The organism is Tabrizicola sp. (genome assembly GCF_041913445.1).
Classification (GTDB): domain Bacteria; phylum Pseudomonadota; class Alphaproteobacteria; order Rhodobacterales; family Rhodobacteraceae; genus Tabrizicola.
On sequence record NZ_JAYSFG010000007.1, the window covers coordinates 65168 to 90901 of the forward strand.

A 25734-nucleotide genomic window follows, 5' to 3' on the forward strand; every position below is an offset into this window, starting at 1 on the left:
CCCCCATGGGATATCTGTCGGAGAGAAAGGTAGGAGGGTTGTCCTGGCCGGGACCCTTCATTCGCGACAGGAAATGACGCGGATGGGATAGGCCCCTGGCGGTCTTTCTGGGAGGCGCTGTTGTATGGAAAGTAAAATTCTATGGCGGCAAAGGCTCGCAATTGGTGCGGTAGCGTTCGAAATTCGTAATCAGCGATGCCCGATCCGGGTGAGGAAGCCGGTCAGGGCGGCGGCAAAACTTTCCGGATGGGTCAGCATGGCCAAGTGGCTGCCACCGCGCAGAAGGTGGAGGTCGGACCCGGCGACGAGGTCTGAAAGTTCGCGTTGCAGGTCGGGCGGGGTCTTGCGGTCATCGGCGCCCGCGAGGATCAGGGTCGGCAGGGTCAGCGTGGCGGTGGTCTGGTAGAGATCGGCCGTGGCGACTGCGGAGGCGAGGCCCAGCCAGCCCTCGGGACGGGTGCGGGCGAGCATGTTCCCGACCAAGGGCAAGGCGGGACTGGATTTCCAGCGCGGGCCGAGCAGCTGGGCAGATTCGGCATCGATGTCAGGGCCTTGCGCCGTCAGCCGGGCAAGGCGGGTCTCCCAGACGGAGGGGTTGGCGAAACGGGTGGCGCTGCCGGTCAGCACCATGGCGCGCACGAGGTCCAGGCGCTTTACCGCGAGACCCTGGGCGATCAGGCCGCCCTCGCCCGCGCCAACCACAACGGCGTCCTTCAGGACGAAATGGGTCATCAGGCGTTCGACATCGCGGATCAGGGTGCCAAGGCTGTAGGGCGGCGCGGGCGTGTCCGACCCGCCATGCCCGCGCAGGTCGAGACGCAGGACGCACTGGCGCGGCAGAAGGGGCAGGAGTGCATCCCAGAGGCGCAGGTCGGTTCCCATGCCGTGGATCAGGACGACCGTCGGCGCGGTGGGCGGGCCGGTGAGCTCGGCATTCAGGCGTAGGTCTTCCAGCCAGACCAGGGTCACGCGAAACGCTCCAGCGCGGTGGCGAATGTGTCGGGATCGACGTTGCCGCCGGTGGCAACGGCGATGACGGTGTCGGGAAGGTCCTCGCCGAACAGGGCGGCTGCAAGCGCGGCGGCTCCGCCGGGTTCCAGGACGATGCGCAGGTGGGTGAAAGCCAGCGCCATGGCGTGGAGCGCCTGGTCGTCGGTGACCACGGCCCCCGGCCCGGCGAGGCGTTGCAGGATTGGGAAGGTCAGTTCGCCCGGGCTGGGGGTCAGGATCGCGTCGCAGATCGACCCGGTGGTGGCGGCATTGCGCTCGCGCTGGCCGGAGGCGAGGGAGCGGGCCATGTCGTCAAAGCCCGCCGGTTCGGCAGTGCGGACCTGCAGGCCGGGGGCCCGTGCCTCGAGAGCCAGGGCGATGCCAGAGGAGAGACCGCCCCCGCCGCAGCAGGTGAAGACGGGGGCATGGGTGACCCCGACTGCGGCCGCCTGTTCCGCCAGCTCCAGGCCGACGGTCGCCTGCCCCGCGATCACCTGCGGGTCGTCATAGGGCCGGATGAGCGTCAGGCCCCGGTCGGCGGACAGCCGGGCGCCGATGGCGTCGCGGTCTTCCGTGGCGCGGTCGTAGAGGACGACCTCGGCCCCGTAGGCGCGGGTGTTGGCGATCTTCACTTGCGGCGCGTCCGAGGGCATCAGGATGACGCAAGGGGCGCCGTGTGTGGCGGCCGCGTAGGCGACCCCCTGCGCGTGGTTGCCGGAGGAGTAGGCGATGACGCCCTTGGCGCGCGCGTCCGGCGAGAGGGCAGAGACCGCCGACCAGCCGCCCCGTGCCTTGAAGCTGCCGGTCACTTGCAGGCACTCGGCCTTTATGAAGATGCGCCGCCCGACGGCCCGGTCGAGGAGCGGGGCGTGCAAAAGCGGCGTGCGGCGGATGTGGCCCGCCATGCGGGCGGCGGCGGCCTCGATCATCGCGACAGTCACGGCAGCCCCTTCAGGAAGTCGCGGATCAGGGCGACGGAGTCGGGTTCGTCGAGGAAGGGAATATGGGCGCGGCCCGGCACCTCGGCAAAGGCCATGTCGGGGCGGCGCGCGCGCATCTTCCCCGCGGTCTCGGCGGTCAGGAGGTCGGAGTTCGCGCCGCGGATCAGGGCCAGCGGCAGGCCCTGCAGCGCGTCGAAAAGCGGCCAGAGGTCGACGGGCGGGCCATCGAAGGCGGCAAGGAAGGCCTCACGCAAGGCGGGGTCGTAGGGGATGCGGAGGCCCTCGGGCGTCTCGACCGCCAGCTTGCGCGCTTCCTCCAGCCAGCGGGACATCGGCACATCCTGAAAGCCGGGGGTGCGGGAGAGACGCTCGGCATAGCCTTCGATGGTCTTTCCGGCGGGGTTGCGGCCGACGTAGTCGAAGATCCGGGTCAAGCCGTCGCGGGCGATCTCGGGTCCGACGTCGTTCAGGATCAGGCCAAGCATCCGGTCGCGGGCGGTGGCCCCGAGAAGCATTCCGATCAGCCCCCCGCGCGAGGTGCCGAGGATGACGGCCTTGGCGATCCTGAGGTGGTCAAGAAGCGCCAGCGCGTCCTTCGCCTCTTGCGGGACGGTGTATGTGGCAGCGCCGGTCCAGTCGCTTTGCCCCCGGCCCCGGTAGTCCATCCGGATCAGGCGGAGGGGCGGCAGGTGGGGTGCCAGGTAGTCGAAATCGGCCATGCTGCGGGTAAGGCCCGCCAGGCAAAGCAACGGCAGGCCCTGCCCTTCGTCTTGAAAGGCCAGGCGGGCGCCGTCCTCGGCGCGGAAGTGCTGGGTGTGGGTCATGCGACCAAGGTGGCATGGGGCGCGAGCGGGCGGAAGGGGCTCTCTGCCGCAGGGCGGCGCCATAAGCTTGTCCCCACGGCCCCGGCAGACTAAACCCGTGCCCGTAAGCGGGTGAGGCGGGGCGGATGTCGGATACATCAGCGGTCGAGGATCGGCCGAAGTCGAAGCGGGTGGGCGCACTGCGGGGCCTGGTGCCGTTCCTGCGGCCCTATCGCGCCCTGCTGGGGCTGGCGCTTCTGGCGCTGGTCCTGACCGCTTCGGTCAGCCTGATCCTGCCCCTGGCCGTGCGTCGCGTGGTGGACGGGTTCAACGACGCCAATGCAGCGCTTCTGGACCAGTATTTCGCGGCGGCGCTGGTGATTGCCGCGCTGCTCGCCGTCGGGACGGGGCTGCGCTATTACCTGGTGACGCGCCTGGGCGAGCGGGTGGTGGCCGACATCCGGCGCGCGCTGTTCGACCGGGTGCTGGGCATGTCGCCTGCCTTCTTCGAGCGCATCCTGACGGGTGAGGTCCTGAGCCGGATCACCACGGATACGACGCTGATCCTGTCGGTGATCGGATCGTCGGTCTCGGTCGCCTTGCGCAACGTGCTGATCCTGGCGGGTGGGCTGGTCCTTCTGTTCCTGACCTCGGCCAAGCTGACCGGCCTTGTCCTGTTGATCGTTCCGGCCATCATCGTGCCGATCGTCGTGCTGGGCCGCCGCCTGCGCGTGCTGTCGCGGGAAAACCAGGACTGGATCGCGGCCTCTTCCGGCTCGGCCTCCGAGGCGCTGTCCTCGGTCCAGACGGTGCAGGCGTTCACCCATGAGGGTGCCACGCGGAGCCAGTTCGCCGAAGTGACCGAGAAGAGTTTCTCGTCGGCCAAGTCGCGGATCAAGACGCGGGCGGTGATGACGGTCATCGTGATCTTCCTGACCTTCGCCGGGATCGTGGGCGTTCTCTGGGTCGGGGCGCGGGATGTGCGGGCCGACACGATGTCGGTGGGCGCGCTGATCCAGTTCGTGATCTATGCGGTGATGGTCGCGGGCGCGGTGGGGGCATTGTCCGAGATCTGGGGCGAGCTGCAGCGCGCCGCGGGTGCGACCGAGCGGCTGGTCGAGCTTCTGGGGACCGAGGATACGGTGCAGGACCCGGCGCGTCCTGTGGCGCTGCCGCGCCCGGTGCGGGGCGAGATCGCCTTCAGCGATGTCTCTTTCCGCTATCCCGCCCGGCCGGAAACCTCGGCTCTGAACGGGGTGTCGCTGCATGTCCGCCCCGGCGAGACGGTCGCGCTTGTCGGGCCTTCGGGGGCGGGCAAGACGACGATCCTGCAGCTTCTGATGCGCTTCTATGACCCTCAAGCCGGCCAGATCACGCTGGACGGGATCGCCCTGCCCGACATGGCGCGGGCCGATTTCCGGCAGGCCATCGCGCTGGTGCCGCAGGACCCGGTGATCTTTGCGACCTCGGCGCGGGAGAACATCCGCTTTGGCCGGCTCGACGCGACGGATGCCGAGGTCGAGGCCGCCGCGAAGGCCGCCGCCGCGCATGACTTCCTGACGGCCCTGCCGCAGGGCTATGACAGCTATCTGGGCGAGCGCGGCGTGATGCTGTCGGGCGGGCAGAAGCAGCGGGTGGCCATCGCCCGCGCCATCCTGCGCGATGCGCCGATCCTGCTTCTGGACGAGGCGACGAGTGCGCTCGACGCCGAAAGCGAGCGGCTGGTGCAGGCGGCTGTCGAAAAGCTGGCCGAGGGGCGCACGACGCTGGTGGTGGCGCACCGGCTGGCCACGGTGAAGCGCGCGGACCGGATCGTCGTCTTCGACCAGGGCCGGATCGTGGCGCAGGGCACGCATGACCAGCTGGTTGCCGAGGATGGCCTTTACGCGCGCCTCGCCCGGCTGCAGTTCACCGACGGCGCAGTCTGACGTCGCGTCCCGACGGCTCGGGTCGGGACAAACCGACTTCACAAACGCATTTCCGCCCCCCATGTTCGTCCGAAGCCTGCGCAATAAGCGGGCACAGGGGGAGGAAACCATGACCACATTCGCCACGGCCGCGGACCTGAAAGCCATCGAAGCCGAGAAACCCTGGGCCGAGCGCGGCCAGGCGCGATCGATGTACGAATACCTTGGCCGGGCGAAGGCTGCCCACGGCGCGCGCCCGGCGATCAGCTACCAGCTGCTCTCGGGTCCCGAGACGAAGAAGGTGACCCTCACCTGGGCGGAGCTGCACGCCAGGGTCACCCAGGCCGCGAACCTGTTCCGGTCGCTTGGCGTGGGCGAGAAGGATGTGGTGGCTTTCATCCTGCCGAACGCGATGGAGACGGCGATCACGCTTCTGGGCGGGGCGGTGGCGGGGATCGTCAACCCGATCAACCCGCTTCTGGAACCCGAGAAGATCAGCGCCATCCTGCGCGAGACGAATGCCAAGGTCGTCGTCACGCTGAAGGCCTTCCCCAAGACCGACCTGCCGCAGAAGGTGTCCGAGGCGGTCCAGTTCGCGCCGAACGTGAAGACCGTGCTGGAGGTCGACCTTGTCCCCTATCTCTCGGGCCTGAAGAAGGTCATCGTTCCGCTTATCCGGCCAAAGAACCCGCCGCAGCATACGGCCAACATCAAGGACTTCGCCGCCGAGATGGCGCGGATGCCCGCCGACAAGCTGACCTTCACCGACACGCTGGAAGACCGCGTCGCCGCCTATTTCCACACCGGCGGGACGACGGGGATGCCCAAGGTCGCGCAGCACAAGGTTTCCGGCATGATCTACAACGGCTGGCTCGGCTCGACGCTGTTGTTCAAGCCGACCGATGTGGTGATCTGTCCGCTGCCCCTGTTCCACGTCTTCGCCTGCTACCCGATCCTGATGTCGATGATCGGCTCGGGCGCGCATGTCGTCTTCCCGACCCCGCAGGGCTATCGCGGCGAGGGTGTCTTCGACAACTTCTGGAAGCTGATCGAGCGCTACAAGGTGACCTACATGATCACCGTGCCGACGGCGCTGGCCGCCCTGATGCAGCGCCCGGTCAATGCCGACATCTCCAGCCTGAAGAACGCCTTCTCGGGCTCGTCCCCACTGCCGATCGAGCTTTACAACCGCTTCAAGAAGGAAACCGGCATCGAGATCGTCGAGGGCTATGGCCTTACCGAGGCGACCTGCCTGGTCTCGATCAACCCGCCGGAAGGGGTGAAGAAGATCGGATCGGTGGGCCTCATGTTCCCCTATACCAACGTCCGCATCCTGACCCGTCAGGGGGCCACGGATTTCCGCGAATGCGCCGTGGACGAGGTGGGCGAGATCTGCATCTCGAACCCGGGGGTCTTTGAGGGCTCGACCTATACCGAGAAGGACAAGAACAAGGAGCTGTTCGCGGAAGGCCGCTTCCTGCGGACGGGCGACCTGGGGCGGCTGGACGCGGACGGGTATCTGTTCATCACCGGCCGCGCCAAGGACCTGATCATCCGCGGCGGCCACAACATCGACCCGGCGATCATCGAAGAGGCCCTGATGGGGCACGAGGCGGTGGGCTTCGTCGGCGCCATCGGCCAGCCCGACGCCCATGCGGGGGAGCTGCCTTGCGCCTATGTGGAACTGGTCAAGGGCTCCTCTGCCACGGTCGAGGACCTGATGGACTATGCGTCCAAGCACATCAGCGAACGCGCGGCGCTGCCGAAGTATCTGGAAATCCTTCCGGAATTGCCGAAGACGGCGGTGGGCAAGGTGTTCAAGCCCGACCTGAGGCGGCTGGCGATCACCCGCACCTACGACGCCGCGCTTGCCGAGGCGGGGATCCCCGCCCGGGTCACGAACGTGGTCGAGGACAAGAAGCGCGGGCTGGTCGCGCAGCTGCAGAAGGGCGCGCCGGTCGAGGATGCCGCGGTGCAGTCAGTGCTGGGCCAGTTCTCGAACCCCTGGGAATGGGCGGCCTGACCGGCAACAGACACAGTCTGTCGCCCGGATGACAGCAAGATTCATTTGCCTGAATCGCGCCACGGCGCGAGACATGGACAAGGGAAGAATTTACGGGACGCGATTATGGGTATTCGATTGGGTCTGGCTGCAGCATTCGTGGCTGCATCCGCAAGTGGTGCAGTGGCGCAGCAAAGCGAAGTGTTGTTTTCGCACAAGCACTGGCAGGTTTCGGTCGTGGGCTGGGATGACGGGTCCATCGGCTGCGTGGCCGAGGTGACGGCGCCCGGCGAAAGCTTCTCGATCTGGACCTTCCCGGACGGGGCGGTGCAGCTTCAGTTCTACTCCAGCGCATGGGAGTTTGGCGAAGGCCAGACCGCCGATCTTGGTGTCCAGATCGACCGCCGCGCCCCATGGAGCCTGACGGGCGCCGAGCTTTACCAGAACTCGGTCCTGTTCTACCTGCCGGACGACCAGGCCGGGGTGAATTTCATCACCGAGGTCGCCCGCGGCAACCGGCTTTACCTGCGCGATGACGACGGGTCGGACGTGCAGAACTATTCGCTGGCAGGCTCCAGCGCCTCGATCGGCGCGCTGGTCGAATGTGGGGATGTGATCACCCAGAAGACCCCGGGCAATCCGTTCAATTGATCAGGACTGGTCGGTGTCCATCCAGATGGTCACCGGCCCGTCATTGACCAGGCTGACCGCCATGTCCGCCCCGAAGCGTCCGTTCGCGACGGGAACGCCCTCGGATTCCAGGCACTGGCTGAAGACGCGGTAGAGCCGTTCGCCCTCGGCCGGGGGGGCGGCGGTGGAAAAACCGGGGCGGTTGCCGCGCAGGTCGGCGGCAAGGGTGAACTGGCTGACCACCAGGGCCGAGCCGCCGATGTCCCTGATGGACAAGTTCATCTTGCCCTGGTCGTCCTTGAAGACCCGAAGCTTGGCGATCTTTGCCGCAAGCTTCTGCGCCTGCGCGTCGGTATCCCCGCCCATTGCGCAGACAAGGATCAGGAAGCCCTTCCCGGTCTCGCCGACAAGCTCTCCGTCAACGTGGACACGGGCCTCGGTGACCCTCTGGAGAACGGCCCTCACAGCTCGTTCGCCCAAGGCGGGTTGGCCCCGGCGCGGGCAACGGTGACCGCGGCGGCGCGGGTGCCAAGGGTCAGGGCGGCCGTCAGCGTAGCATCCGACAGGCCGGCCACAGCCGCCTTTGTCAGAGCGCCGGCCTGGTGCAGGGCCGCGAGCACCCCCGCGTTGAAGGTGTCGCCGGCACCGACGGTATCCACCACGGTAACCTTTTGCGCGGCGACGGAAACGTCCTGCGTGGCCGTCACCGCCCGCGCGCCCTTGGCACCTTCAGTAATGAAGACGACCTTCGGTCCCTTGGCCAGGATCCCCCGCGCAAGCGCGGTCAGGTCGCCCTGCCCTTCCAGCCAGTGCAGGTCCTCATCCGAGAGCTTGACGATATCCGCGCGGGCGATCATCCGCTCGATCCGGGCGCGGTATTCGGCCTCTTTCCCGGCGATGAAACCGGGGCGGATGTTCGGGTCGATCATCGTGACGCGCGCAGCACATTCGCGGGACTGGAGTGCTTCGTAGGTGCTGGCGGCGGGGTCATTGACCAGGCTGATCCCGCCGAAGAAAAGCGCGTCGACATCCTTGGGCAGGCTCGGCAACTGGTCATTGGACAGCATCCGCCCCGCCGTCGCCTCGTCATAGAAGGCATAGGTCGCCTGGCCGTTGACCAGCTTGACGAAGGCCACCGTCGTGGGCCGGTCCGACCGCGCGAGGAATCGGGTGTCCACCTTCGATGCGGTCAGAGTATCGGCCAGGATTTCGCCCAGCATGTCGTTGGAAATGCCCGAGAAGAAGGCGGAGGGCGCGCCAAGCCGACCAAGAGCGATTGCAGTGTTGAACACCGCACCCCCGGCATAGGGCGCGAAGCAGGCCTCACCCTCGGTCGAAGTCCGGGGGAGCATGTCGATCAGGGCTTCGCCGCAGCTGAGAATCATGTCTTGTCCCCCCTTTGTCGGGCCCACTGTTAGCGCAAACAGGTCAGCCGGTGAAGAAGCGCTTCAAATTGGTGCGGATGCGGTCGAGTGGCGTCGCCCCGCTGGCATCGGGAACGAAGGGCTGGCCGGTGATCTTCTCGAAAGCATCGATGTAGACGTTCGCCGTCTTCTCCAGCATCTCCGCCGGAATCTCCGGCACCTTGTCCTTGTAAGGATCGCAGCGCGCGACGACCCAGGAGCGGATCACGTCCTTGTCGAAGCTGGGTGGCCGCCCCCCAGCCTCGAAGGCGGCCTGGTAGCCGTCGGCGATCCAGTAGCGGCTGGAGTCGGGCGTATGGATCTCGTCGGCCAGCAGTATGTTGCCCTCGGCGTCCGTCCCGAACTCGTATTTCGTGTCGACCAGGATCAGCCCGCGCTGTGCCGCCATCGCCTGTCCGCGGGCGAACAAGGCCAGCGACTTCGCCGCCACCTCGTCCCATTGCGCCTGGGTCAGCAACCCGGTCCCGACGATCTCGGCCGCGGTGAGAGGCTCGTCATGGCCCCCGTCGAAGGCCTTCGAGGTGGGGGTGATGATCGCCTGCGGAAGGGCCTCGTTGTCCCGCAGACCGTCCGGCAGGGTGTGCCCGTACATCGTACGCGCGCCGGCCTTGTACTGGGTCAGGATCGAGGTCGAGGTGGTGCCGGCCAGGTAGCCGCGCACGACGATTTCCACTGGCAGGATGGTGACGCGCTTGCAGTGGACGACGTTCGGGTCGGGGTAGCCGATCACGTGGTTCGCGGCGATGTCGCCCGTGTGGTCGAACCAGTAGCGGGCGAGCTGGGTCAGCACCTGCCCCTTCCAGGGGATCACCGCAAGTATCTGATCGAACGCGGAAATCCGGTCGGAAGAGATCAGCAGCCGCGTGCCGTCGGGCAGGTCGTAGCAGTCGCGGACCTTGCCGAAATAGGGGTTCGGAAGCTCCGCGATCCGGGCGTGCGGCAGGGTGCGGGAAAGGTCGATCTGGCGCATGGCAGGCCCCCGTTGCGGTGCCTGCTTCTTGGGGGTTTTGCGGGTTGAGTCAAGGCTGCTTTGGGCAGTCGAGGCTTCCCCGCATCTCGCCACTGTCGCCCGTGAGCGTGCTCTCCCGCAGCTTGCAGCCGGTGACGCGGGGGATGAGTTCGATCATCGTGGCGCGGATTCCCTGATGCTCGCCCCGGTGGGCGTAGCCGAGGCGGATGACCTCCACCCTCTCCCCTTTCTGGAAGACGGTGTAGTCGCGGCCGTTGACCGTGACATCGGTGCGGGTCGCCCCAAAGAACTCGGGGGCCGGAGAGGCACCGCAGGCGGCGAGGAAGACAAGCGGAATCAGGGGTATGAGCTGTTTCATGCCGCAAGGATGACCGAACCTGGTTAACAGGGGGTTAATCGTCGTCCTTCCGTCTTTCTTGCGTCTCCCTTCTGTCTCTACGCGCTTGGGTCGCAACGGTATCGGCAAGCCCTTGCCGGTTTGCTTCACCCAGATGGGAGGAAGGCTGCCAAGTGTACGGGCCACTTCGCGATGGACCGGTGCAGAGCGCCCACGAGCGGGGCAGGATCGCGCACGTCAACCTGGAGGGACAAATGAAGACTGAGAAGCTTGTGGGCCTGATGGCCGTCGCCGTGGCTCTGTCGGGCTGCATGGCGACCGATACCGAGCGCGGGCTGGCCGGGGCCGCTGGTGGCGCGGTAATCGCGGATGTGACGGGCGGCAACGTGGTAACCGGCGCCGTGGTGGGCGGCGCGGCGGGGGTGTTCTGCGACGACCTTGGGGTGTGCAAGTAGGGCCGGGTTCAGCCCGAAAACCGTGACAGGAGTCGGGGCAAGCCCCGACCTACGGGGCGCGCTGGGCTGCGCCCCGTTTCGTTTTCGGGAACATGCGCGGCGGGGGGCGGTTGAGGGGGTCACACCAATTCTGGAGATGGCCGATGAACCGACTGCTCGTTCTGCTTGCCCTGCTGGGCGTCACCGCCTGCGAGACCATCGAAGGCGCGGGCCAGGACCTGGAGAACGCCGGGGAAGAGATCAGCGAAGAGGCGAATGAAGCCCAGGCCGAGATGTAGGCCAGAAGGAGGAGACCTACGATGAGGAGTGGAGTGAAAGCACTGGCGGCGCTGCTGGCGCTGCTGTTCGTGGCGTCTTGCGGGCCGCTGGTGGGGGCTGGAGCCGCCGTGGCGGTGGACGAGGCGGAAGAGCGCGAAGACGGGGATGACGGGTTGTTTTGAGGGGGTAAGAATTAGTGCGCCGATTATACCGGATCATTCCGCGTGGACCCTGCACGTTTGAAGTCTACCACCAAGAAAGTGGCGACCAGCACCAAAAGCACGGCAACAAGGCCAAGCTTTCCGAACGTCTTACTGGCGGACAAGAAATTTGCCGCTGTCAAGGCGGGAAGGATAAACACAGAAATTATCGCGGCGAACTGTGACCTAACCAATGCCGCCATCACAGCAACACCCACTGAAAAAAGTGCAGGAAAAGCGAAGAAGGTTCCGCTTCCACCAAGAGATATATTCACGACTGCTGCTGTCAGATAAAAATAAACCATCAGGATTAGGACCGTGAAGAAATCGAAATGGTCATCTATCAGCCTGATTGTTCGCAAAAATGGAACAAGAATTCCGACAGCCAGGAGCGCGCTAACAAAATCAGGCGCGTAGCTTACTTCACGTGTGAATATCCAAAGAAAGGAAGTGGTATAAGTGACAGAGACGATGCCACCAGCCCCCAGAAGAAGAGCGATTGCTATTATTTGACGCGCCGCAGGCTTTAGCTGCCTGACAGTCTCACCGATTGCACGATCAATCATTTCATCCGCTAATGGTTAGAAGGTCATTTCTAAAGAAGCGATAAAGCCCTTGGCGGCATTCGCATTTGGATAAATCTTTGGATAACACGTGTTATAGTCAAGGAATTCCTAGTCGCTCTGCGCCACTTCGTGAGTCGTACAAGTGTGCAGCCTGTCGCGCAATTGATCAAGCTTCTCGACGACATCCCGCCCGCGAAAGCGTTCGCGGGCGTTCGGCGCTGAAAACGCTCCACTGGAGCGTTTTCTCCCCGGCTAAGGCCGGGGCCGCGCCTCACCCATCCATCTTCAATGCCGAGATGAACGCCTCCTGCGGAATCTCCACCTTCCCGAACTGGCGCATCTTCTTCTTGCCGGCCTTCTGCTTCTCCAGAAGCTTCTTCTTCCGGGTCGCGTCGCCACCGTAGCACTTGGCGGTCACGTCCTTGCGCATGGCCGAGATCGTCTCGCGGGCGATGACCCGGCCGCCGATGGCCGCCTGGACGGGGATCTTGAACATGTGGCGGGGGATCAGGTCCTTCAGCTTCTCGACCATCGACCGGCCGCGGGCCTCGGCGCGGTCGCGGTGGACCATCATGCTGAGCGCATCCACGGGTTCGTCGTTCACCAGGATCGACATCTTCACCAGGTTGTCCTCGCGGTATTCGCTGATCTGGTAGTCGAAGGACGCGTAGCCCTTGGTGACGGATTTCAGGCGGTCGTAGAAGTCGAAGACCACTTCAGCCAGCGGCAGGTCGTATTCGACCATCGCCCGCGACCCCGCATAGGTGAGGTTCAGCTGGATGCCGCGGCGGTCCTGGCAGAGTTTCAGGATGTCGCCGAGGTAGTCGTCGGGGACCATGATCGTGGCCTTGATCCGCGGCTCCTCGATATGGTCGACGTAAGTCAGGTCGGGCATGTCGGCGGGGTTGTGGAGGTCGCGGACCTCGCCGTCCTTCATGTGGAGCTTGAAGACCACCGAGGGCGCGGTGGTGATCAGGTCGAGGTCGTATTCGCGCTCCAGCCGGTCCCGGACGACTTCGAGGTGGAGGAGGCCGAGGAAGCCCATGCGGAAGCCGAAGCCGAGGGCGGCAGAGGTCTCCATCTCGTAGGTGAAGGAGGCGTCGTTGAGGGCGAGTTTCTCGATGGCGTCGCGGAGCGCCTCGAAGTCGTTGGCGTCGACGGGGAAGAGGCCGCAGAAGACGACGGGGACCGAGGGTTTGAAGCCGGGAAGCGGCTGGTCGCAGGGTTTCTTTTCGTGGGTGATGGTGTCGCCGACGCGGGTGTCGCGGACCTGCTTGATCGAGGCGGTGAAGACGCCGATCTCGCCCGGGCCAAGCTCGGCGATGTCGACCATCTGGGGTTTCAGCACCGCGAGCTTGTCTATGCCGTAGATGGCGCCGGTCTGCATCATCTTGATGCGGTCGCCTTTTTTGACCACGCCGTCGACGATGCGGATCATGACGACGACGCCGAGGTAGGCGTCGTACCAGCTGTCGACGAGCATCGCCTTCAGGGGCGCGTTGCGGTCGCCCTTGGGGGCGGGGAGGCGGTGGACGATGGCCTCCAGCACGTCCGGGATGCCGAGGCCGGTCTTGGCGGAGATCGGGATCGCGTCCGAGGCGTCGAGGCCGATCACGTCCTCGATGTTCTGCTTGACGCGCTCCGGCTCCGCCGCCGGGAGGTCGATCTTGTTCAGGACCGGCACGATCTCATGCCCTGCGTCCAGCGCCTGGTAGACGTTCGCCAGCGTCTGGGCTTCCACGCCCTGGGAGGCGTCCACCACCAGAAGCGAGCCCTCGACGGCGCGCATGGACCGCGAGACCTCATAGGCGAAGTCGACGTGGCCGGGGGTGTCGATCAGGTTCAGCACGTAGGACTTGCCGTCCTTGGCCTTGTAATCGATCCGGACCGTGTTGGCCTTGATGGTGATGCCGCGTTCGCGCTCGATGTCCATCGAGTCCAGAAGCTGGGCCTGCATGTCGCGGTCGGCGACCGTGCCCGTCGACTGGATCAGCCGGTCGGCCAGTGTGGATTTGCCGTGGTCGATATGCGCCACGATGGAGAAATTGCGGATGCGGTCGAGCTCGATCATGGGGCGCATATAGCTGACCGCGGGGGGGCCGGAAAGGGCTTATGCGCAAGGGAAAAGCGGCGGGCGTTTGCACTGATGTGGGGAGCAATGAATTTCGTTCAAGACTGGGCGGGATGGGCGGTTTGGGGCAGTCTGGCGACCTTGCAGAAGAGGAGAGCGGCGATGGTGGGCGGACCGGCACATGGCTTCCATGGGACGAAGGCGGATTTGCGCGCGGGGGACCGGATCGTGCCGGGCTTTGCCGCGAATTTCGGCGCGGGGCGGCCGGCACGGTGGGTGTACCTGACGGCGCGTCTGGAGATCGCGGTCCTTGCGGCCGAGCTAGCCCTGGGGGACGGCGCGGCGCGGGTCTATGTGGTGGAGCCGGAAGGCGTGGTCGAGGACGATCCGAACGTCACGGACAAGAAGTTTCCCGGCAATCCGACGCGGTCCTACCGGGGTCAAAGCTTGCGCGTCCTGGGGGAGGTCACGGGATTTGCCACGATCCCCGCCCCTCGGCTGGCCGAGATGCGAGACTTTGCCGCACGGTCGCGGGCCGAGGGGATCGAGCCGATCGAGTAGGGCCGCCACAGCATCTGGTAGGCGGGGCGGGTCAGGGCCGCGAGGGATTGCGGAAATCTGCCGATCTTGCCAAGTCACTGACATGGCTTGAAAAATTCGTTTGGACTTGGCATTATTCCGCCTACAGAATGACCGGCGTTGGAACGGGTGCAGACCCGACATGCCCGGCGAATGAGGCAGAGTGAAAATGAAATCCATCGTGCTTATGGCGGCCGCAGTGGCCCTTCTTCCGGTGATGTCCAGCATGGCCGTCGCGGGTCCGATCGAGCGGGCCTGCATGGCCTCGGACCGGGGCGGGAACCGCAGCTTGTGCGGCTGCATCCAGCAGGCGGCGGACATGACGCTGTCGGGTGGCGACCAGCGGCGGGCGGCGAAGTTCTTCAACAACCCGGACGCGGCGCATTCGACCTGGACCTCGCAGTCGAAGTCGGACGATGCCTTCTGGGACCGCTACCAAAGCTTCGGCCAGACCGCCGAAGCCTATTGCGCCGGCTGAGGAAGGTGGCGGGCGCATAGCCTGCCCTTGCCCGCCGGACCCCGCGCTGCGCAAGGTGTCGTCGAACGTATCAAGCCGGGGGCGATTTCTTCGAAGAAATCGTATCGGAGCCTTTGAAGGCTCCGGGTCCGGACTTTTCGAAAAGTCCGGTGGTCGGCTGAACCTCAGTCCAGAGATGAAACCGAAATGCGAAAGGCCCCGCCTTCCAGTCGAAGGCGGGGCCTTTTCCGTAACGGTCGCAGGATCAGGCGGCGGCCTGGGCCTTTGCGATCTCTTTCTTGATCTTCAGCGCGTTGGCCGACAGTTCGTCGTCCTTGGCCTTGGCCAGGTAGGCGTCGAGGCCCCCGCGGTGGTCGACCGAGCGCAGCGCCGCGGCGGTGACGCGGAACTTGAACGACTGGCCGAGGACGTCAGAGATCAGCGTGACCTCGTTCAGGTTCGGGAGGAACCGACGGCGGGACTTGTTGTTGGCGTGGGAGACGGTGTTCCCCGTCATCGGGCCCTTGCCGGTGAGTTCGCAGACGCGCGACATTTCCGTTTTCCTTCGATTCGTCAAAAGCGGGGGAAGGCGGGGAATCCCCAGCCCTCGAATTCGATTGGGGGCGTGTAAGGGGAATCCCCGGCGGCGTCAAGCACCGAGGCGCGCGGTTTGACCGGCTTGCGCCCCCTTCTGCCCCGTGCGACGCAGGCGCTCAAGGGAGAGAGCATGGCATTTCCGATCCACGAACTGGCGGCACTGGGCACGGCCACCTGCTGGGCGACGACGGGGATTCTCGCTTCGGACGCGATCCGGGCGCTGGGGGCGTTTCATTTCAACCTGATCCGGCAGGTTTTCGTCTCGGTGATCCTTGCGGCGGTGGTGCTGACCTCGGGCACGCTTGCGCTGCCGGGATGGGAGGCGGTGGCGGTGCTGGCGTTGTCGGGCGTCGTCGGCATCCTGCTGGGCGACACGCTGAACTTTGCCGCCGTGGGCCGTCTTGGGCCAAGGCGCGCGGGGGCGGTCTTTGCGCTGAACGCGCCCATGGCGGCGGTGCTGGGCTGGCTGGTGCTGGGCGAACGGCTGGGCTGGCAAGCGGGTCTGGGCATCGCCATAACGGTCGCAGGCGTGGCGCTAGCCATCCTTGGGCGGCCGGCGAGCGGCGCGCACCGGCTGGAGCAGGTCTGGGGCGGTCTGGGGGTCGGTATCCTCTTCGGCTTGGGCGCGGCGCTGGGACAGGCGACGGGAGCGCTGATCGCGCGGCCCTACATGGCGGGAGGGCTGGACCCCTATGTCGGCTCGCTGGTCCGGGTCGGCGCTTCGGGGTTGGCGATGGGGGTGCTGGCGGCTCTGCCCTTCGCGCCCCCTGCCCCGCGCGCCGTGTCGGGGCGGGTGCTGGCGCTGACGGCGGCGACGGCGCTGATCGGGCTTCTGCTGGGGATGACGCTGTTCCTTTACGCGCTGCAGGGGTCGCAGACCGGGATCATCGCGACGCTGTCAGCGACCTCGCCGGTGATCATCCTGCCGCTTCTGTGGCTGCGGACAGGCCAGCGGCCAAGTGCCATGAGTTGGGCAGGGGCGCTGCTGGCCGTGGCGGGGCTGGCGCTGATCTTCACCCGCTAGAGCCGCGGCCCAGGAGCCGCAGCATCTCGGCCGCCGCGGCCTCGGGCGCAAGCTCGCCTGCGGCCACGCGCTCGCCAAGGCTGGTCATCAGGCCCTTCTGCGGTTCGCGCGTGAGCGCAGAGAGCAGGCCCTGGCGGACCTCTTCCTCGAACCAGTGGCGGGCCTGGGCCGCACGGGTGCGGTCCCAATGGCCGTGCTCCTTGCGCCAGGCGACAAGGGACTGCATGTCGGTCCAGGCCTCGGCCAGACCCTCGTCCGCCAGCGCCGAGACGGGCAGCGCCTTGGGGAAGCCCTTGGGGTCCTGCGAGCGGCGGCGAAGGAGGTGGAGCGCGCCGGAGTAGTCCGCCACCGTGCGCATCGCGGCCGGTTTCAGGTCGCCATCGGCCTTGTTGACGAGGATCAGGTCGGCCATCTCCATGATGCCGCGCTTGACGCCTTGCAACTCGTCCCCGCCGGCGGGGGCTAGGAGGAGGAGGAAGAGGTCGGAGAGTTCCGCGACGACGGTTTCGGATTGGCCGACGCCGACGGTTTCGATGAGCACAACGTCGAAACCGGCCGCTTCGCAGAGCGCGACGGCCTCGCGCGTGCGGCGGGCGACACCGCCGAGTTGGGATTGGCTGGGCGAGGGGCGGATGAAGGCGTTCGGGTCGCGCGAGAGGCGTTCCATTCGCGTCTTGTCGCCAAGGATCGAGCCGCCGGAGCGGGCGGAAGAGGGGTCGACGGCGAGGACGGCGACCTTGAGGCCCTGCCCCGTCAGCATCAGGCCGAAGGCTTCGATGAAGGTGGACTTGCCGACGCCCGGCGTGCCGGAGAGCCCGATGCGGAGCGCCTGGTGGCCGTTGCGGAGCGCGATTAGGAGCGCGAGCGCCTGGTCGCGGTGGTCGGGGCGGGCGCTCTCGACCAGCGTGATGGCCCGGGCAAGGGCGCGGCGGTCGCCGGCGCGGATGAGGGCGGCGCGTTCTGTCGTGTCCATGGCGGTGTTGTGCCGGATCGCTGCAGGCTTGGCGAGAGGGAATGGTGGGTCGGGACGACTGTCAAAAGGAGCGCGTGCCGCGCGAAGACCTTTTGTCTCGCCAGTTTGCGCGCGAAGGGGCGCGCAAACTGGCTCGGCGTGCCTCCGGCGGGGATATTTGGGCAAATGTGAAAGGCAAGGGGCGTCTGGCCTTGGGCCGACTGGCTTGCGATAAGCGGGGGATGGTGGACCTGCCCGTATCCCATGTGTTGCCTGAACTTGCCGAGGCGTTGACCCGTCGCGGGATCACGGTGTTGCAGGCGCCGCCGGGGGCGGGGAAGACGACGCTGGTGCCGTTGGACCTGCTAGCGCGGGGGGTGGTGAAGGGCCGCATCCTGATGCTGGAGCCGCGGCGGCTGGCGGCGCGGGCCTCGGCCGAGCGGATGGCGGAGACGCTGGGTGAGCCTGTCGGGCGGACGGTCGGCTATCGCATCCGGGGGGAGGCGAAGGTGTCCGGCGCCACGCGTATCGAGGTGGTGACGGAGGGTATCCTAACGCGGATGATCCAGGCGGACCCGGAGTTGGCGGGCGTGGGGCTGGTGATCTTCGACGAGTTCCATGAGCGGTCGTTGAATGCGGACCTGGGGCTCGCGCTGTGCCTTGAGGTGCGGGGGGCGCTGCGGGAGGACCTGAAGCTTCTAGTGATGTCAGCGACGCTGGATGCGGCTCCGGTGGCGGAGTTGATGGGCGGGCCTATCCGGTGGAGACGCGGTGGTTGCCAAAGCCCCCGGATACGTCCTTGCGGCTGGAGGCGGTGGTCGCGGGGGCGGTGAAGGCGGCGCTGGAGGAGACGGAAGGCGGGATGCTGGTCTTCCTGCCGGGTGAGGGGGAGATCCGGCGGGTGGAGGGGATGCTGGCCGGCCTGCCGGGGGTGGCGGTGCGGCCCTTGTTCGGGGCGATGGACTTTGCGGCGCAGCGGTCGGCTTTGGGGGCGGTCGAGGGCCGGAAGGTGGTGCTGGCGACCTCGATCGCCGAAACCTCGCTGACCCTGCCGGACATCCGGGTGGTGGTCGATGCGGGGCGCGCGCGGCGGGCGCGGTTCGATCCGAACTCGGGCATGTCGCGGCTGGTGACGGAGCGGGTGACGAAGGCCGAGGCGGAGCAGCGGCGGGGGCGCGCGGGGCGGGTCAGCGAAGGCGTCTGTTACCGGCTGTGGACGAAGGGGGAGGAGGGCGGCCTCGCCCCCTACCCTCCGGCCGAGATCGAGGTGGCGGACCTGGCGGGGCTGGCCTTGGAGCTGGCGCTTTGGGGCGGGATGGAGCTGCCGTTCCTGACGCCGCCGCCTGTGGGGCCTTTGGCCGAGGCGCGGGCCTTGTTGCAGGGGCTGGGCGCTCTGGACGACCATGGGCACATCACCGCGCATGGCCGGGTGTTGGCTGGGCTGCCGTTGCATCCGCGGCTGGGGCATATGCTGGCGATCGCTGGGCCGGGGGCTGCGACCTTGGCGGCCTTGCTGGCCGAGCGGGATCCGTTGCGGGGGGCGGGGCCGGATCTGGCCTTGCGGATGCAAGCGGTGGCTCGGCCGGGGCCGGAGGCGGACCGGGGGGTGGTGGAGCGCGTGCGGGCCGAGGCGAAGCGGCTGGAAGCGGCGGCGCGGTCGCTGGCCGGGAGCCCCCCTCCCCCGGCCCCTCCCCACGGGGGGGAGGGGAGGCGCGGCGCGTCAATGGCCGCGGGGGACTTCACGCTCGCCGAGATGGCGGCGTTGGCCTATCCGGACCGGATCGGGCTGCGCCGGAAGGGAGAGGCGCCGCGCTGGGTCCTGTCGGGGGGCAAGGGGGCGGCGATGGCCCCGGGGCTCGCCCTGTCGGCGGCACGGCTGATCGTGGCGACGGACCTCGACGGGGATGCTCGGGAAGCGACGGTGCGGCAGGCGGTGGCGATCTCAGAGGCCGAGGTGCGGGGGCTTTACGCGGACCGGATCGGTTGGGTCGAGGTTTGCGAATGGTCGAAGCGGGAAGGCCGGGTGGTCTCGCGTCGGCAGGAGCGGCTTGGGGCGCTGGTGCTGGACGACCGGCATTGGGACGCACCCCCAGACGCGGTGGCGAAGGCGGCGCTGGAGGGGGTGCGGCTTTTGGGTCTTCCATGGTCCCCGGCGGCGCGGCGGCTTCGGGCACGGGCGCGGCTGGCGCGGGGCGAGGGCTGGCCGGGGGTGGAGGATCAGGAGCTTCTCGCCACGGCCGAGGACTGGCTTCTCCCGCATCTGGCGGGGGTGAGGACGGAAGCGGACGTCCGGGGCTTTGACTTGGTGCCCGCGCTGCAGGGGCTGATCGGCTGGGACCGGCTGGCCGAGATGGACCGGCTGGTGCCGGGGAGTTTCGAGACTCCGCTGGGGCGGAAGATCCCGATCGACTACGAAGGCGAGGTGCCTGCGATCGAGGTGCGGCTGCAGGAGATGTTCGGGGTCACCCAGCATCCGGTGGTGGGCCAGGCGCGGATGCCAGTCCGGGTGACGCTCCTCTCCCCCGCGCAGCGCCCGGTGCAGGTCACGACCGATCTGCCGCGGTTCTGGGCGACCTCTTACGCCGATGTCCGGAAGGACATGCGGGGCGCCTATCCGCGCCACCCCTGGCCCGAGGACCCGACCCAGGCGGAGCCGACGCTGCGGGCCAAGCCCCGGGGGACGTGAACCCTGACCTGACCGGTCCTGCCCTTCATGGTAGGCTTCCCGCATTTCGAAGTGCATTTCGCGGGAGCCTTTCATGGACCAATTCAAGCTGACCTGCTGGAATATCGAACATGCCGACAAGCTGGTGACGGCGCTTGTGTCAGCCGACGCCACCGTGCGGGGCCGGGCCGAACAGCGGGCCGATGCCATCGCCGAGGAGATCGCGGCCATCGACCCCGACGTCCTGCTGATCGTCGAGGGGCCGAAGGGCGAGGCGCGGGCCACGGAGTTCCTGGACAGGGTCGCGCCGGGCCACCGGCTGGTCCTGCGCGGCGGGGATCCGCGCGACTACGGCACGCAGGGCGCGCAGTGGATGTGGTTCGCGCTGAAGGACGGGCTTCCGGTGACGGCGCAGCTTCTGCATCTGGACCGCTGGCGGGCGCTAACCGACTCTGCCTCCGAAGGGGCGCATCGCGGGGGCCGCTGGGAGGTGTCGTTCCCGATCCTCGACGATGGCGCGACCGAATTGCGCTTCTCGGTGCCCGAGGTCCACGGGCATTACCGTCACCCGCAGGTGCTGCAGCTGACCATCGACGGTGCGCTGGTCGAGGTCATCGGCTGCCACCTGAAAAGCAAGATCAACACGATCCCGGTGCCGCCGGGGGCGGAGGAGCCGGACTTCTTCGATCGGCATCCGGCCCTGGTCGCGGATGTGATGAAGTCGCGCACGAAGCTGACGACGGAATGCGTGGACGTGCGGCACTACATCGAGGGGCGTTTCCTGTCCGATCCGGATGCCGCGATCATCGTGGCGGGGGACCTGAACGACGGGCCGGGCAAGGAAAGGGTGGAGCGGCGGTTCCTTTACCATGACCTCGTCAGCAACCTGCAGGGCGACATCTTCTTTGCGCGGCGCTTCCTGAACCATGCGCTCTTCGATTTCGACGAGGGCGCGCGCTGGTCCTATGACCTCGGCCGCGACCGGCTGGACCCGGGGCGGTCGCCGCGCATCCTTCTGGACCATATCCTCTTCACCCAGTCGCTGACGGGACAGGTGCGGCCCGGAGCCTCACCCTGGCGGGCGCGGTCGGGGGGCGGGAAGGTCGAGCACGACATCCACCACCGCGTCGCCTCGGCCCGGCCCCGCTTCGCCGCGCCAAGCGACCACCGGCCGGTGTCCATGATCTTCGACCGGCGTCCCGTGGTTGTGGGCTGACCGTTTCAGCGCTGCAACAGCAGTTGATCGCGCGCCCCTTCCCCCGGCCCGTCCGTAGGCATATGACGTGCGCTAACAATCGGAAGGCAGATCATGCAGATGGAAGCGCAGGCGCGGCGGGCGCGGTGGGCGGTGGCGGCGATGTTCCTCGCCAACGGGTTCGTCATGGGGGCCTGGGCGCCGCAGATCCCGCTTCTGATGCCGCGCCATGACGTGACCGAGTCCGTCCTGGGCCTTCTGATCCTGGCGCTGGGGCTGGGGGCGGTCAGCGCGATGCTGTTCGCCGGGCGGCTGATCACGCTGTACGGCGGGCGGCGGGTGTTGTCGCTGTTCTCGCTGGCGCTGATCCCGGTGCTGCCGATGGTCGTGTTCTCGCCCAACCTGTGGCTCCTGGCGCTGTTCATGGCGGTCTTCGGCGCGATGGCGGGCTGCATGGACGTGGCGATGAACGCGCAGGCGGTGGTGATCGAGAGGCGGCTGGGCCGGGCGATCATGTCGTCTTCCCATGGGTTCTGGAGCCTGGGCGGCTTCATCGGCGGGTCAGCGGGGGCCTGGGTCATCTCGCATTGGGGGTCCGAAGTGCAGTCGCTGCTGACGGCGGCGGTGGTGGCGGGGATCGTTCTGGCGGCGATGCCGTTCCTGCTGCCCGACGCGCCACGGTTGGCCGAGACGGTGGCCGCGCCTGCGCCGAAGACGAAGCTTTTCCCCAAGGACTTCCACGTCTGGCTTCTGGGCTTCCTGGCGCTCGCCTCGATGGTGCCCGAGGGCGCGGTGCTCGACTGGGCGGCGATCTACATGCAGAAGGAGCTGGGGTCGGATGTCTTCGTCTCGGGCCTTGGCTTCGCCTTCTTCGCGGGCGCGATGGCGCTGATGCGCTTCCTGGGGGATACGGTCAGGAACCGCTTCGGCGCGGTCCGGACGCTGCGCATCTCGGGCTGGTTGGGGGCCGCGGGGATGATGGGCGGCGCGGTGGCGACGGCGGACTGGATGGTCATCGTCAGCTTCTTTGTCGCGGGTCTGGGGATCGCGAACATGGTGCCGATCCTCTTCTCGGCCGCCGGGAACCATCCGCGGCTGCCTTCGGCCAATGCGATCTCGATCGTGACGATGGTGGGCTACAGCGGCATCCTGGTCGCGCCGTCCTCCATCGGCTTCCTGGCCGAGCATGCGGGCTTCCGCCCGACCTATGCCGGGCTGGCGCTGATCCTGGTCGTGGTGGCGCTTCTGGCGGCGCGGGCGGCGGATGCCGACGGGGCGAAGGCCTTGGCGCCGGCGGGGGGACAGCCGGCGTGAGGCTTCTCGCTGCGGCCCTGGTCGCGGCGGGACCGGCCTGGGCCGAGGGGCCGCTGCCGTCGGGCGCGGTGGCGGATTACCAGTTGGGCGGGAGCTATCCGCCTGCGCCCGGCGTGACGGTGGTGGTGCGGGACAGCACGGACGTGCCCGAGCCGGGGCTGTTCAACGTCTGCTACGTCAACGGCTTCCAGACCCAGCCGGGGGCGGAGTGGCCGACTGACCTCCTGCTGCGGGACGAGGGCGGCTATCCGCTGGCGGATCCCGGTTGGCCGGACGAATTTTTGCTGGACATCTCCAGCTCCGAGGCGCGGGCGGCAAACCTGGCGCTGGTCGCTCCGGCGATCCGGGCCTGTGCCGAAAAGGGGTTCGACGCGGTGGAGTTCGACAATCTGGACAGCTACAGCCGGTCGGGCGGTCGGCTGGACGTGGAGGACGCGCTGGCCTTCGCGGCGCTTCTGGTGGCCGAGGCGGGGAAGCTTGGCCTGCCCGCCGGGCAGAAGAATTCCGCGGAACTGGGCGCACGCGGGCGGGACGAGGCGGGGTTTGCCTTCGCGGTGACCGAGGAATGCCACCGCTGGGACGAATGCGCGGCCTTCACCGGGGTCTATGGCCGGGACCAGGTGCTGGGGATCGAATATGCCGACGACCTGCGGGGAAGCTTCGCCGAGGCCTGCGCCGATCCCGACCGGCCCGGGAGCCTGATCCTGCGCGACCGGATGCTGACGCGGGCCGGGTCGGAGGGATATGTCTTCGACGCCTGCCCCTCCTCGCTGGTCGACCAGTGACGCGTGACCTATGCCGCCAAAGCGTCGACCGTGGTCAGCGTGGCGAAGTCGGCCCCGAGGAGGGAAAGGGTGACGCGGAACACCGTTCCGGCGTCGATCAGACCGCCGTCATGGGCCGGTAGGTCAAAGCCCAGAAGCGCGTCCTGCGGCAGAAGGACCTTGTAGCCGAGGTCGGAGGCCTGCCGCACGGTGGAAGTCACGCAGAAGGCCGCCACGGCCCCGGCGATGACCAGCTCGGTGATGCCGCGTTCTTTCAGGTGGGTATCAAGGCCCGTGCCGTGAAAGGCCGAGGAGCCGTGTTTCCACAGGACCGCTTCTCCGTCTTGCGGCACTGCGCAGGGCATCGGCTCGGCCCCCGGCAGGCCCAGTCGGAAGGGCGAGTCCGGGTGGGGATCGTCGTGCAGGACATGGATCACCGGCATCCCCCTGCCCCGCGCCTTGGCCAGAAGGGCGGCGATGCGGTCGGGGGCGTCAGGGGTGGCGGTCGGACGGCCGGCGCGGATCCGGTCGGCCATGCCTTCCTGCATGTCGATGACGAGGACCGCCCTCATGGCGCACCCATGTAGTCGCGCTTGCCGAGATCGATGCCGTTGTGGCGCAAGATGTCGTAGGCCGTGGTCACGTGGAAGAAAAACTGCGGGAGCGCGTAGAAGGACAGGAACTCGTCCCCCTTCAGCACCATGTCGCGGCCCCCGGCCTTGAAATGGATGTCGCGGGTTTCCGAATGCGCGAAGTCGGCGCCCTGGAAGCCCCCCATGTAGCCGCGCGCGGCGGCGATGCGGTCCTTCAGCTCGGCGAAGCTGGTCTCGGTGTCGGGAAAACCCTTCGGCTCTTGCCCCGCGAGTCGCGCCGTGCCGCGGGCGGCAAAGTCGCAGGCAAGCTGCACCTGGCGCGTGAAGGGGAACATGTCGGGGAAGAGGCGGGCGGCGAGGATCACCTCGGGCTTGATCTTCTTCGCCTCGCAATGCGCTTCGGCCTTGTCGAGGATCGCAGAGAGGGCCGACAGGAAGCGGTCGAAGACGGCGACGGAACGGCGGTGCATGGGGTCCTCCCTTGGACGTTTGCCCCAAGGGTGGCGGATGCGGGCGGGAATGCCAAGGGCCCGCCCGCCCCAACTTTCAGACCGGAGCCGACTGCAGCAAGGCGGCCAGGCGTTCGAGGATCAGGGTCCAGCCGCCGCGATGGCCGTCGCGCGCGCCTTCGGACAGGAAGGTCACCTGGCTCAGCGTGATCTCGGTTCCGCCTGCCACCGGGACGAGGCGGATGGTCACTTCGCTGTCGGCGGGGGAATAGGGACTTTCCCAGGTGAAGCGGATCAGGGAATGGGGCACGAGGTTCTTGTAGACGCCCTGGTGTGCGATGTCCTTGTCCGACGTCATGACGACGCGGAAGGTGCCGCCGACGCGGGGGTCTGTCCGCGCTTCGGTCACGCGCTGGTCCGCGCCGCCGGCCATGAAACGGGAGATGGTGGCGGGGTCGAGCCAGGCGTCATAGACCGCCTTCGGGGCGGCGGGTATCGTGCGGGTGATGGAGAGGGTAAGGTCAGTCATCGGTCTTGTCCTTTGCGAAATGGGCGTCCAGGGCGTCGAGCCGAAGCTCCCAGACCGACCGCAGGTCCTTGAACCAGTGGAAGGCAAGGGTCAGGGGCGCGAGGTTCACCTCGATCAGATGCTCGCGCCACTTGGTCCGGCGGGTGACGAGACCGGCTTTCTCCAGCACCATGATGTGCTTCGACACGGCATTCAGGCTCATGTCGAAGCGCGCGGCGATGTCGGTGACGCGGGCGGGGCCTTCCTGGGCAAGATGCGTCAGGATCGCCCGCCGCGTGGGGTCGCCGGCGGCCTTGAGCGTCAGGGACAGCGGATCGGGTGCGGGGTCTGTGTCGATTCGTTCAACCATATGGATGAATTAACACGGAGCGGGCTTTCGATCAACCATTTTGGAGAATGACAGGGCAGTTGTGGAGGCGGGGGCCGGATGGCACAACCAGGGTATGGACCCGTCCCCCGCCCTGACCCTTGCCGAACGCGAAACCTTGCCCGAGGAGTTCCGGCTGATCCTGGCCGAGCACCCTCGCGACAGCTGGGCGGCGCATCGGGACTTCAACGGCCTCGCCGCCTTCTGGCTGGAGCGGCACCTTGCGTTCCGGCGGATGCTGGAGATGCTCGGGTCGGATACGCGGGGGCTTCTCGACGGCCGGATCGCCGCCGAGAGCTACGCGCCCCGCCTGTCTCGCCTGGGGTCGCGGCTGATCGGCGACCTGATGGGGCATCACCAGATCGAGGACGACGTCTACTTCCCCGAACTGGCCCGGCTGGAACCGCGCATCGCCCGCGGCTTCGACATGCTGGACGCCGACCACCACGCGCTGCACGGGCTGATCGACCGCTTCGTGAGCGGGGCGAATGCGGTGCTGGGAGAGACGGGGGAGGCCGCCCGACGCGAGGCGGTGGGGCGGTTCCTTGGGGACCTGGGGGCGTTCGAGCGGCAGCTGATCCGGCATCTTGAGGACGAGGAGGACCTTGTCCTGCCGGTGGTGCTGAAGCATCGGGTGGGCTGACCGGGGCGGTTGCCCCCCACCCCCATCCCCTCCCCACCGAGGGGGAGGGGAG

Annotated in this window: 28 protein-coding genes and 1 pseudogene; 14 read left to right on the plus strand and 15 right to left on the minus strand. The window is 67.4% G+C overall.

Features of this window, described 5'->3' with window-relative positions:
• Positions 1-189: 189 nt before the first annotated feature.
• Genes ACE3Q6_RS10195 through ACE3Q6_RS10205 form a run of 3 tightly spaced genes read right to left on the minus strand, consistent with a single transcriptional unit; the run spans position 190 to position 2755 of the window.
• The gene (locus tag ACE3Q6_RS10195; protein ID WP_374431753.1) at positions 190-969 is read right to left on the minus strand and encodes an alpha/beta fold hydrolase; all 780 of its coding nucleotides are present in this window, start codon (positions 967-969) and stop codon (positions 190-192) included.
• On the minus strand, positions 966-1919 hold the full coding sequence (locus ACE3Q6_RS10200; protein WP_374432071.1) for a threonine/serine dehydratase: 954 nt from the start codon (positions 1917-1919) through the stop codon (positions 966-968). The genes ACE3Q6_RS10195 and ACE3Q6_RS10200 overlap by 4 nt, the downstream gene beginning before the upstream one ends.
• Before the next feature lie 8 nt (positions 1920-1927).
• Positions 1928-2755, minus strand: a complete 828-nt coding sequence (locus ACE3Q6_RS10205; protein ID WP_374431755.1) for an alpha/beta fold hydrolase — start codon at positions 2753-2755, stop codon at positions 1928-1930.
• A gap of 125 nt (positions 2756-2880) precedes the next feature.
• On the opposite strand from ACE3Q6_RS10205, the gene ACE3Q6_RS10210 reads away from it, so the two are divergent.
• The 3 genes from ACE3Q6_RS10210 to ACE3Q6_RS10220 all read left to right on the plus strand — a co-directional run bounded on the left by ACE3Q6_RS10210 (position 2881) and on the right by ACE3Q6_RS10220 (position 7294).
• Complete coding sequence (locus ACE3Q6_RS10210) at positions 2881-4662, plus strand: ABC transporter transmembrane domain-containing protein (protein WP_374431757.1); 1782 nt, start codon at positions 2881-2883, stop codon at positions 4660-4662.
• Positions 4663-4771: 109 nt separating this feature from the next.
• Entirely contained in the window at positions 4772-6664 is a 1893-nt protein-coding gene (locus ACE3Q6_RS10215) for an acyl-CoA synthetase (protein ID WP_374431760.1), read from the plus strand.
• Positions 6665-6802: 138 nt separating this feature from the next.
• Positions 6803-7294: a hypothetical protein gene (locus ACE3Q6_RS10220; RefSeq protein ID WP_374431762.1), complete on the plus strand. Its 492-nt coding sequence runs from the start codon at positions 6803-6805 to the stop codon at positions 7292-7294.
• Here the strand turns inward: ACE3Q6_RS10220 and dtd are convergent, their stop codons facing one another.
• Genes dtd through ACE3Q6_RS10240 form a run of 4 tightly spaced genes read right to left on the minus strand, consistent with a single transcriptional unit; the run spans position 7295 to position 10025 of the window.
• Complete coding sequence (dtd, locus tag ACE3Q6_RS10225) at positions 7295-7738, minus strand: D-aminoacyl-tRNA deacylase (RefSeq protein ID WP_374431766.1); 444 nt, start codon at positions 7736-7738, stop codon at positions 7295-7297. It abuts the gene before it with no gap.
• Positions 7735-8658, minus strand: a complete 924-nt coding sequence (locus tag ACE3Q6_RS10230; RefSeq protein ID WP_374431770.1) for a carbohydrate kinase — start codon at positions 8656-8658, stop codon at positions 7735-7737. Before ACE3Q6_RS10230 ends, dtd begins: the two co-directional genes overlap by 4 nt.
• 43 nt (positions 8659-8701) lie before the next feature.
• Entirely contained in the window at positions 8702-9667 is a 966-nt protein-coding gene (locus tag ACE3Q6_RS10235) for a phosphoribosylaminoimidazolesuccinocarboxamide synthase (RefSeq protein WP_374431773.1), read from the minus strand.
• Between the two features lie 49 nt (positions 9668-9716).
• Positions 9717-10025, minus strand: coding sequence for a hypothetical protein (locus ACE3Q6_RS10240; RefSeq protein ID WP_374431775.1), 309 nt, complete (start codon positions 10023-10025; stop codon positions 9717-9719).
• Positions 10026-10258: 233 nt separating this feature from the next.
• Here ACE3Q6_RS10240 and ACE3Q6_RS10245 point away from each other — a divergent pair, with 233 nt between their 5' ends.
• The 3 genes from ACE3Q6_RS10245 (at position 10259) to ACE3Q6_RS10255 (ending at position 10899) form a co-directional block, all read left to right on the plus strand.
• Positions 10259-10459: a hypothetical protein gene (locus tag ACE3Q6_RS10245; RefSeq protein WP_374431777.1), complete on the plus strand. Its 201-nt coding sequence runs from the start codon at positions 10259-10261 to the stop codon at positions 10457-10459.
• Between the two features lie 143 nt (positions 10460-10602).
• The gene (locus tag ACE3Q6_RS10250; RefSeq protein WP_374431780.1) at positions 10603-10737 is read left to right on the plus strand and encodes an entericidin A/B family lipoprotein; all 135 of its coding nucleotides are present in this window, start codon (positions 10603-10605) and stop codon (positions 10735-10737) included.
• Between the two features lie 33 nt (positions 10738-10770).
• Positions 10771-10899: a hypothetical protein gene (locus tag ACE3Q6_RS10255; protein WP_374431785.1), complete on the plus strand. Its 129-nt coding sequence runs from the start codon at positions 10771-10773 to the stop codon at positions 10897-10899.
• Positions 10900-10922: 23 nt separating this feature from the next.
• Here ACE3Q6_RS10255 and ACE3Q6_RS10260 read toward each other — a convergent pair whose 3' ends face one another.
• Together ACE3Q6_RS10260 and lepA are read right to left on the minus strand one after the other, a co-directional pair.
• Entirely contained in the window at positions 10923-11483 is a 561-nt protein-coding gene (locus ACE3Q6_RS10260; RefSeq protein ID WP_374431788.1) for a hypothetical protein, read from the minus strand.
• Positions 11484-11754: 271 nt separating this feature from the next.
• Positions 11755-13554 carry a translation elongation factor 4 gene (gene lepA / locus ACE3Q6_RS10265; RefSeq protein WP_374431792.1) on the minus strand — a complete coding sequence of 600 codons (1800 nt, stop codon included), beginning with the start codon at positions 13552-13554 and terminating at the stop codon, positions 11755-11757.
• 162 nt (positions 13555-13716) lie between these two features.
• Here lepA and arr point away from each other — a divergent pair, with 162 nt between their 5' ends.
• Entirely contained in the window at positions 13717-14115 is a 399-nt protein-coding gene (gene arr / locus ACE3Q6_RS10270) for an NAD(+)--rifampin ADP-ribosyltransferase (protein WP_374431801.1), read from the plus strand.
• A 187-nt stretch (positions 14116-14302) separates the two neighbouring features.
• Positions 14303-14611 (plus strand): hypothetical protein, encoded by a 309-nt coding sequence (locus ACE3Q6_RS10275; RefSeq protein WP_374432073.1) that lies wholly within the window; start codon positions 14303-14305, stop codon positions 14609-14611.
• A 244-nt stretch (positions 14612-14855) separates the two neighbouring features.
• Here the strand turns inward: ACE3Q6_RS10275 and rpmB are convergent, their stop codons facing one another.
• Positions 14856-15143 carry a 50S ribosomal protein L28 gene (gene rpmB / locus ACE3Q6_RS10280; protein WP_374431812.1) on the minus strand — a complete coding sequence of 96 codons (288 nt, stop codon included), beginning with the start codon at positions 15141-15143 and terminating at the stop codon, positions 14856-14858.
• A 174-nt stretch (positions 15144-15317) separates the two neighbouring features.
• On the opposite strand from rpmB, the gene ACE3Q6_RS10285 reads away from it, so the two are divergent.
• Complete coding sequence (locus ACE3Q6_RS10285; RefSeq protein ID WP_374431816.1) at positions 15318-16211, plus strand: DMT family transporter; 894 nt, start codon at positions 15318-15320, stop codon at positions 16209-16211.
• Here the strand turns inward: ACE3Q6_RS10285 and meaB are convergent.
• A complete protein-coding gene (gene meaB / locus ACE3Q6_RS10290; RefSeq protein ID WP_374431818.1) occupies positions 16201-17184 on the minus strand; it encodes a methylmalonyl Co-A mutase-associated GTPase MeaB in 984 nt (327 codons plus the stop codon). The two genes, ACE3Q6_RS10285 and meaB, sit on opposite strands and share 11 nt — an antisense overlap.
• Before the next feature lie 221 nt (positions 17185-17405).
• Between meaB and hrpB the strand changes: the two are divergent.
• The 4 genes and pseudogenes from hrpB (at position 17406) to ACE3Q6_RS10310 (ending at position 23122) form a co-directional block, all read left to right on the plus strand.
• A pseudogene (gene hrpB / locus ACE3Q6_RS10295) lies at positions 17406-19849 on the plus strand (ATP-dependent helicase HrpB).
• A gap of 73 nt (positions 19850-19922) precedes the next feature.
• A complete protein-coding gene (locus tag ACE3Q6_RS10300; protein ID WP_374431820.1) occupies positions 19923-21044 on the plus strand; it encodes an endonuclease/exonuclease/phosphatase in 1122 nt (373 codons plus the stop codon).
• 93 nt (positions 21045-21137) lie between these two features.
• Positions 21138-22337 carry an MFS transporter gene (locus tag ACE3Q6_RS10305; RefSeq protein WP_374431824.1) on the plus strand — a complete coding sequence of 400 codons (1200 nt, stop codon included), beginning with the start codon at positions 21138-21140 and terminating at the stop codon, positions 22335-22337.
• Positions 22334-23122 carry an endo alpha-1,4 polygalactosaminidase gene (locus ACE3Q6_RS10310; protein ID WP_374431834.1) on the plus strand — a complete coding sequence of 263 codons (789 nt, stop codon included), beginning with the start codon at positions 22334-22336 and terminating at the stop codon, positions 23120-23122. The genes ACE3Q6_RS10305 and ACE3Q6_RS10310 overlap by 4 nt, the downstream gene beginning before the upstream one ends.
• An 8-nt stretch (positions 23123-23130) precedes the next feature.
• Here the strand turns inward: ACE3Q6_RS10310 and ACE3Q6_RS10315 are convergent, their stop codons facing one another.
• From ACE3Q6_RS10315 to ACE3Q6_RS10330, 4 genes are all read right to left on the minus strand, one after another.
• Positions 23131-23673, minus strand: coding sequence for a cysteine hydrolase family protein (locus ACE3Q6_RS10315; RefSeq protein WP_374431837.1), 543 nt, complete (start codon positions 23671-23673; stop codon positions 23131-23133).
• On the minus strand, positions 23670-24164 hold the full coding sequence (locus ACE3Q6_RS10320) for a DUF1993 family protein (RefSeq protein WP_374431839.1): 495 nt from the start codon (positions 24162-24164) through the stop codon (positions 23670-23672). Before ACE3Q6_RS10320 ends, ACE3Q6_RS10315 begins: the two co-directional genes overlap by 4 nt.
• Before the next feature lie 76 nt (positions 24165-24240).
• A complete protein-coding gene (locus ACE3Q6_RS10325; protein ID WP_374431842.1) occupies positions 24241-24672 on the minus strand; it encodes an SRPBCC domain-containing protein in 432 nt (143 codons plus the stop codon).
• Positions 24665-25021 (minus strand): ArsR/SmtB family transcription factor, encoded by a 357-nt coding sequence (locus ACE3Q6_RS10330; RefSeq protein ID WP_374431846.1) that lies wholly within the window; start codon positions 25019-25021, stop codon positions 24665-24667. Before ACE3Q6_RS10330 ends, ACE3Q6_RS10325 begins: the two co-directional genes overlap by 8 nt.
• A 94-nt stretch (positions 25022-25115) precedes the next feature.
• Between ACE3Q6_RS10330 and ACE3Q6_RS10335 the strand changes: the two genes are divergently transcribed.
• On the plus strand, positions 25116-25682 hold the full coding sequence (locus ACE3Q6_RS10335) for a hemerythrin domain-containing protein (protein WP_374431849.1): 567 nt from the start codon (positions 25116-25118) through the stop codon (positions 25680-25682).
• Positions 25683-25734 lie beyond the last annotated feature (52 nt).

Excerpts from the sequence above, each read along its gene's own strand:
- ACE3Q6_RS10200 (WP_374432071.1), bottom strand. The coding sequence starts at position 1,919 with ATGATCGAGGCCGCCGCCGCCCGCATGGCGGGCCACATCCGCCGCACG.
- ACE3Q6_RS10205 (WP_374431755.1), bottom strand. The coding sequence starts at position 2,755 with ATGACCCACACCCAGCACTTCCGCGCCGAGGACGGCGCCCGCCTGGCC.
- ACE3Q6_RS10210 (WP_374431757.1), top strand. The coding sequence starts at position 2,881 with ATGTCGGATACATCAGCGGTCGAGGATCGGCCGAAGTCGAAGCGGGTG.
- ACE3Q6_RS10215 (WP_374431760.1), top strand. The coding sequence starts at position 4,772 with ATGACCACATTCGCCACGGCCGCGGACCTGAAAGCCATCGAAGCCGAG.
- ACE3Q6_RS10230 (WP_374431770.1), bottom strand. The coding sequence starts at position 8,658 with ATGATTCTCAGCTGCGGCGAAGCCCTGATCGACATGCTCCCCCGGACT.
- ACE3Q6_RS10235 (WP_374431773.1), bottom strand. The coding sequence starts at position 9,667 with ATGCGCCAGATCGACCTTTCCCGCACCCTGCCGCACGCCCGGATCGCG.
- ACE3Q6_RS10240 (WP_374431775.1), bottom strand. The coding sequence starts at position 10,025 with ATGAAACAGCTCATACCCCTGATTCCGCTTGTCTTCCTCGCCGCCTGC.
- ACE3Q6_RS10245 (WP_374431777.1), top strand. The coding sequence starts at position 10,259 with ATGAAGACTGAGAAGCTTGTGGGCCTGATGGCCGTCGCCGTGGCTCTG.
- ACE3Q6_RS10250 (WP_374431780.1), top strand. The coding sequence starts at position 10,603 with ATGAACCGACTGCTCGTTCTGCTTGCCCTGCTGGGCGTCACCGCCTGC.
- ACE3Q6_RS10260 (WP_374431788.1), bottom strand. The coding sequence starts at position 11,483 with ATGATTGATCGTGCAATCGGTGAGACTGTCAGGCAGCTAAAGCCTGCG.
- lepA (WP_374431792.1), bottom strand. The coding sequence starts at position 13,554 with ATGATCGAGCTCGACCGCATCCGCAATTTCTCCATCGTGGCGCATATC.
- arr (WP_374431801.1), top strand. The coding sequence starts at position 13,717 with ATGGTGGGCGGACCGGCACATGGCTTCCATGGGACGAAGGCGGATTTG.
- ACE3Q6_RS10275 (WP_374432073.1), top strand. The coding sequence starts at position 14,303 with ATGAAATCCATCGTGCTTATGGCGGCCGCAGTGGCCCTTCTTCCGGTG.
- rpmB (WP_374431812.1), bottom strand. The coding sequence starts at position 15,143 with ATGTCGCGCGTCTGCGAACTCACCGGCAAGGGCCCGATGACGGGGAAC.
- ACE3Q6_RS10285 (WP_374431816.1), top strand. The coding sequence starts at position 15,318 with ATGGCATTTCCGATCCACGAACTGGCGGCACTGGGCACGGCCACCTGC.
- meaB (WP_374431818.1), bottom strand. The coding sequence starts at position 17,184 with ATGGACACGACAGAACGCGCCGCCCTCATCCGCGCCGGCGACCGCCGC.
- ACE3Q6_RS10300 (WP_374431820.1), top strand. The coding sequence starts at position 19,923 with ATGGACCAATTCAAGCTGACCTGCTGGAATATCGAACATGCCGACAAG.
- ACE3Q6_RS10305 (WP_374431824.1), top strand. The coding sequence starts at position 21,138 with ATGCAGATGGAAGCGCAGGCGCGGCGGGCGCGGTGGGCGGTGGCGGCG.
- ACE3Q6_RS10315 (WP_374431837.1), bottom strand. The coding sequence starts at position 23,673 with ATGAGGGCGGTCCTCGTCATCGACATGCAGGAAGGCATGGCCGACCGG.
- ACE3Q6_RS10320 (WP_374431839.1), bottom strand. The coding sequence starts at position 24,164 with ATGCACCGCCGTTCCGTCGCCGTCTTCGACCGCTTCCTGTCGGCCCTC.
- ACE3Q6_RS10325 (WP_374431842.1), bottom strand. The coding sequence starts at position 24,672 with ATGACTGACCTTACCCTCTCCATCACCCGCACGATACCCGCCGCCCCG.
- ACE3Q6_RS10330 (WP_374431846.1), bottom strand. The coding sequence starts at position 25,021 with ATGGTTGAACGAATCGACACAGACCCCGCACCCGATCCGCTGTCCCTG.
- ACE3Q6_RS10335 (WP_374431849.1), top strand. The coding sequence starts at position 25,116 with ATGGACCCGTCCCCCGCCCTGACCCTTGCCGAACGCGAAACCTTGCCC.